Source organism: Pseudogemmobacter sp. TB195 (genome assembly GCF_058313095.1).
Window position 1 is genome coordinate 1 of the sequence record NZ_JBZEGG010000061.1, and the last position, 5,552, is coordinate 5,552.

2 protein-coding genes and 1 pseudogene are annotated in these 5,552 nt (G+C 59.8%); all 3 read right to left on the reverse strand.

Annotated features, from left to right (window positions below; all coding sequences use genetic code 11):
• Window positions 1-574: 574 nt before the first annotated feature.
• The 3 genes and pseudogenes from AC4FS3_RS28305 to AC4FS3_RS28315 all read right to left on the reverse strand — a co-directional run bounded on the left by AC4FS3_RS28305 (window position 575) and on the right by AC4FS3_RS28315 (window position 5,286).
• Window positions 575-2,866 (reverse strand): glycosyl hydrolase family 28-related protein, encoded by a 2,292-nt coding sequence (locus AC4FS3_RS28305; RefSeq protein ID WP_491023307.1) that lies wholly within the window; start codon window positions 2,864-2,866, stop codon window positions 575-577.
• 396 nt (window positions 2,867-3,262) lie between these two features.
• Window positions 3,263-3,592, reverse strand: a pseudogene (locus AC4FS3_RS28310) (transposase); the annotation flags it as partial.
• A 101-nt stretch (window positions 3,593-3,693) separates the two neighbouring features.
• The gene (locus AC4FS3_RS28315) at window positions 3,694-5,286 is read right to left on the reverse strand and encodes a lysine--tRNA ligase (protein ID WP_491023308.1); all 1,593 of its coding nucleotides are present in this window, start codon (window positions 5,284-5,286) and stop codon (window positions 3,694-3,696) included.
• Between the last annotated feature and the right edge of the window lie 266 nt (window positions 5,287-5,552).

Below are 5,552 nucleotides of genomic sequence, written 5' to 3' on the forward strand. Positions count from 1 at the left end.
CGATTCGCCATAAAGACGCGCGTAACCCGCCGCATCAACATGCGCGCCCGCCGAAAATTCCAATGATGGCGCGCGGCCCCCGCGCGGATCGGGCTGGTCTTTCATGGAATCCTCTCCCCTGGTCTTCTGGCAATCACGGCTGCAACCCTCTGCAACCGTCTGCATCACCCCATCACGGGCCCCGCCCGGTTCAGGGCGACCCTCTCCCGATCCCAGTTTACCGCGAGGTGAATTTTTACGTAACCCCTGTTATCACAATCATTTTTCTGTAAATTTTTTCACCATTTTCGTGTCAATGTTGTAAATACACACAGGTTTTGCCACAAGTTTGACATTTTCTTTCAACACCCTGGCCGTTCACAGCTTCGACAGCGGGCGTGAAGAGCCGGCATTCTCCGGCTGAAGAACAGCGAAATAAATCCGCCGCCCGGAAAGATCCTTTCCGGATTCATCATTGACCACGCAAGAAAATGATTCGCACGCCTGGCCGGCCATTCACCCGCCACAGCGCCCCGCCGCGCATGACAAAAGGGCGGCCCGGGAGCCGCCCTTATCCCGGCAACGAAGCCCGCGCTCAGGTCGGCAGATCCATCCGCATCGTCACCACGGCACGGCCCTTCACCGCCTCGCCCCATCGCAGTTGCACCTGATTGCCCCCCGCCCCCTGCCCCGGCAGAGCGACAGGCGAAATATAGCGCTGCACATTCGCCGCATTGGTCACGGCAGTTTCTGGCTGCGCCGCCTCGACCATACGGATCCGGCCGCCAAAGGGGATAAAGGCCGAGGCATCCACCGTCCAGGTATCGGCATTGGTGTTCTGCACATGCTGCACCACCACCGGGTTCGAGATCGACTGCGCCACCTGATTATAGGTATTGGCCGAGACCCGCACATCGCGCGAACGGGTAAAATCCAGCGTGGAATGGGTGGTATCGAGCCGGTCCACCCGGTCAATCGTGGCATTGAATACCCGGAACGTGTTGTTTTCCATGCAGAACCCGTTCAGGAAATGCCCCGGCCCATAGGGTTTGACCACCACCCAGCGAAAGGCGGAAGATACGTCCGAGGCAATGAAGATATTGCCGACGATGTTCAGCCCGCCAAACGAGAATTCATTGTTGAATTCGGGGGCCGCATCATGCTCATTGCCCCATTCTATAAAACAATTGTCGATGTAATTGCCTGTCACCACGGTCGCCACATTGGTCTGGGTAAAGACGATCCCGGCCAGCCGCACCCCCGCCGCCATGTCATCCCCCTGAAAGAAATGGTTCGACTGGATCATATGCGACGTGCCGTTCATCACCGCGAAATGGCGGAAACGGACGACGCGGTTGTTCCTCAGCTTGACGTCATTGGCGTTGACGTTCATCGCAATGGTGCTGCGGTTTTGCGCCGGCAGCGATTGCTCGTCTGACAGGAACTGGCAGTAATCGACATGCATCCCCTGGCAACCGGTCCCGGCCGAGGAAATGCCGCGATCCTTCGGGCGGTTGAAAGTACAATTCTCGAACCGGTTGACCGAACCTGCAGCGGGCATCATCACGCCCGAAGCAATCCCGAGGCAGTTGAATTCGACATCATGGATCTCGAAGCGGTTCAGCAAAGAAAACCCACCGAAATCAATCATATACTTGAATCTCCGGAAGGTGTAGGTGCGGGTCCCGGCAGCAGCAAACAGCGGCTCAGACAGCTCGATCCAGCCCGCGCCCACGTTTTTCGAGCGCACATAGACCTCACGCCCGACGCCCGCCCCTTCGACCAGCGCGCCGATCGGGATATTGGCGACATTGGTCACCGAGGTCAGCCGGGTGTGGTGTGTCGAAGGCGTATAGGTGCCAACCGAGGTGAAACTCTCCGTATTCCAGGCGGTGGAGCTCACCGCATTCAGCGAACCGTTCCTGAGCACCCTGCGATTGGAAAAGCTGGTCTGGCCTGACAAGGCCGAGACATCGACCGGCGCGGCGAGATCGACCCGGCGCCCGGACAGGTCAAAGGTGACATGGTCATTGAAGTAGAACAGCGCCTGCAACGCGCGCCGGAATCCTTCGGTATCGTCCCCGAAGGCACGCGAATAGCTCTCCAGATCGAAATTCCGGGTCAACACCAGCCGGTTCGCCGCTGGCACACTCACCGTGCCGACAAAGCGGATCGGAGAGCTGACCGTCAGATTGCCCTGGATCGGGTAGACCCCTGTGGGCACCAGAATAGTGCGGCCGCCCGCCGCCGCATCGGCGCGCTGAAACGCCGCCATGTCATTTGCCACGCCATCGCCAAGCGCGCCGTGATCCCGCACATCGACCACATCTGTCAGATCACGCAGCCAGAACGAGGTGACATCCTCGATCACGATATCGTCGATCCGCACCGTGCCGCCATTCGGGCCGGTCAGATCAAGGCCGAAATGCGCAAACACCGGCAGATGCCCCCAGACAAGATCCACCCCGGGCCGGTTCCCCGCGCCGATGATCGCCTGGACCGTGACCACCTCGCCATAAGAAGACAGACCGACCGCCGTGGCGGTCTGAGCCACCGATGCTGCATTCGTCCCCGCAGCAGTCCCGGCCCAGGCCGCGATCCTAACCGCGGGCAGGTTCCCCGAGACCGCCTTGATCCGCACCGTCACCCGCAAATACATATCCGGGCGCAGGGGGGTCTGCGCAAAGGCCCGGATCCGCTGCGTGGCCGTGGTCTTCATCACTTCGAAACAGCCGCCGAAATCCTGGTCATTGCCAACCAGGGCCGCGCCCGCCACCCCGGTATAAGACGCATCCCCCGGCCGCCCGTTCGCTGATGACCAGTTCGCCAGCCCAGCAGCAAATGGCTCCGGCATCAAAGCCAGCCCCTCGGTAATCGCCTTGTTCATTGTCGCACCCCCGCCTGGATCATCACCTGCGCCGGACCAGTCCCGCGCCAGACCCCGAAGGAGTTACAAAAAAGCGTTAACCCGGGCTCATACTGCCGCGCGCCGCGCCACCAGCCGGCGCAACAATAAAGAGGCCAAAGCCCCCCTCTTCCTCCTGACCTGGCAGGTTCTGATTTAGCCCCGCGCGGCGCACGTCTCTTCTCTGATGCGGGATCTGTTTGTTCATCTGTTCTGGCTGAGGGCCTTGGTCGGTTACTGGCGTCTTTTTCTGAAAATGCCCGGGATCAGCTTTGGCAGTCTGGTGGGATTTCTGGCTGGCAGCGCCAGGATGACGCGGGTTCGTGCGCGCTCACTGTCGCGACAGGCATGGTAGGCTGGTCATCAGCGTGACGTTAGAGGCGCGCGCTCACTCTTTGGCCGAAAGCTTTTCATCGACACCCAGGCTTTCACCAGTGTGGCATCTACCGGGAAGAGGTCTTCCTACAAAAGCGGCCTCACCTCGCGATGGGCCGGAATGGCAGCCATGACCTTGCGCGACATCCCTGTGTTCAGAAGCCGCTCGCGGTTCCTGGAGAAGACAGCCGGCCCCGGGTCAGGGTCATCAACCCCGAGAGCCAGGAACCGTCGAAACAGCAGGTTATACTGCAACAAGCGACGCGCAGGTTCCCGCTCCTCCAGATCAATATAGCTGAGCAGCGAACCGCGCGCCTTTTCCGTGCCCCGCATCCCCCTCGTCATCGACTTGCGAGGGGGAAGCATGTTCCAGATGCCGCGGCGAGACCCGACGAAACCAGCACCCTGTTTACGACTGCCGCCGGTGGCGCAGATCAGCCAACAAGCTCTCCGGCCAGCGCCCGGTCGATCAGCGCAATCGATTCCGACACCCCGTAAAGCGCGACAAAGCCACCAAAACGCGGGCCCTCGGATGCGCCCAGCAGCACCTCATAGAGCGCCCTGAACCAGTCGCGCAGCGGATCAAAGCCGTGATCCTTGCCGACCGCATATACGATTGTCTGCAGCGCCTCATCCTCGGCCTGACCGTCTTCCGGTCCGGCAAACGCGTCAAGCCGTCCGCGCAGATCAAGAATTGCGGCGCGCTCGGTGTCAGATGGCAGGCGGAATACCCGGTTCGGCGCGATCTTGTCCTGGAAATAGCGCAGCGCGAACCCCGCTGCCGCATCGAGATCCGGATTGGCTTCCGGTGACGCCTCCGGCGCGTAACGGCGGATAAAGCCCCAAAGCCCGGTCGCATCCTTGGCCCCCGCCACCGACGCGAGGTTCAGCAGCATCGCAAACGGCACCACCATCGTCGATTTCGGCGGCTTGCCATTATGGATATGCCAGACCGGATTGTTCACCTGCTGCTCAACCGGCTGATCGGGGTAGGCTTTCAGCTGCTGGTGATATTCGTCGACCGCCTTCGGGATCACATCCCACCACAGCCGCTTGGCCGTTTTGGGTTTCTGATACATAAAGTAAGACAGGCTCTCGGCCGAGGCATAGGTCAGCCATTCGTCAATCGTCAGACCATTGCCTTTTGATTTCGAGATTTTCTGACCCTCGAAATCGAGAAACAGCTCATAGGTGAAATGGTTCGGCTTGCGGCCGCCCAGGACTTCACAGATCCCGTCATAGATCGGCGTATTGGTCGAATGGTCTTTGCCATACATCTCGAAATCGACATCAAGCTCAGCCCAACGTGCGCCGAAATCGGGCTTCCATTGCAGCTTCACATTGCCACCGGTCACCGGCAGCGTCCATTCGCGCCCATCCTCATCGTCAAAGGTGATCGTGTGGTTCACCTTGTCGATGGATTTCATCGGCACATACAACACCCGCCCGGTTTCGGGATGGATCGGCAGGAAGCAGCTATAGGTTTGCTGCCGTTCTTCGCGCAAAGAGGCCAGCATGATCGCCATGATCTCGTCATAGCGCTCGACGCACAGTTTCAGTGTCGCGTCGAACAGACCCGCACGGTAGAACTCCGTCGAGGAAATGAACTCATATTCGAAGCCGAACGTGTCGAGAAACCGGCGCAGCATGGCGTTGTTATGCGCGCCAAAGCTCTCATATTCACCAAACGGGTCCGGAACGCTCGTCAGCGGCTTCTGGATATTGGCCTTCAGCAGATCCTGCTGCGGCACATTTTCCGGCACTTTGCGCATCCCGTCGAGATCGTCGGAAAAACAGATCAGCCGCGTCGGGATATCCGAGATCGCCTCAAAAGCGCGGCGGATCATCGTCGTGCGCGCCACCTCGCCAAAGGTACCGATATGAGGCAGGCCGCTCGGGCCGTAGCCGGTCTCGAACAGCACATAGCCCTTTTCAGGCGCCTTCTTCTCATACCGTTTGAGCAGCGCGCGGGCCTCTTCGAAAGGCCAGGCTTTCGACTTCATCGCCGCATCGCGGAGCTCAGACATGAGAATTTCCTTACCTGTCACCATCGGCGCCAGTGCCGACGGGAAGCCCCGCTGTATTGCTGCAGGCAGTTTTCGTCAATGTGCCGGGCAACGCTGCGCGCATCTTTGCCCCCATAGGCCTTGATGATGGGTTGGGTAGCCCCTCCGACGGCACTTATGTGCCACAGTGATCCAGAAAGGATCAGGAGGAACCCCTATGAAGGAAGTCTCGATCATCGGCGTTGACTTGGCGAAACAGGTCTTTCAACTGCACGGAGCGACAGCAG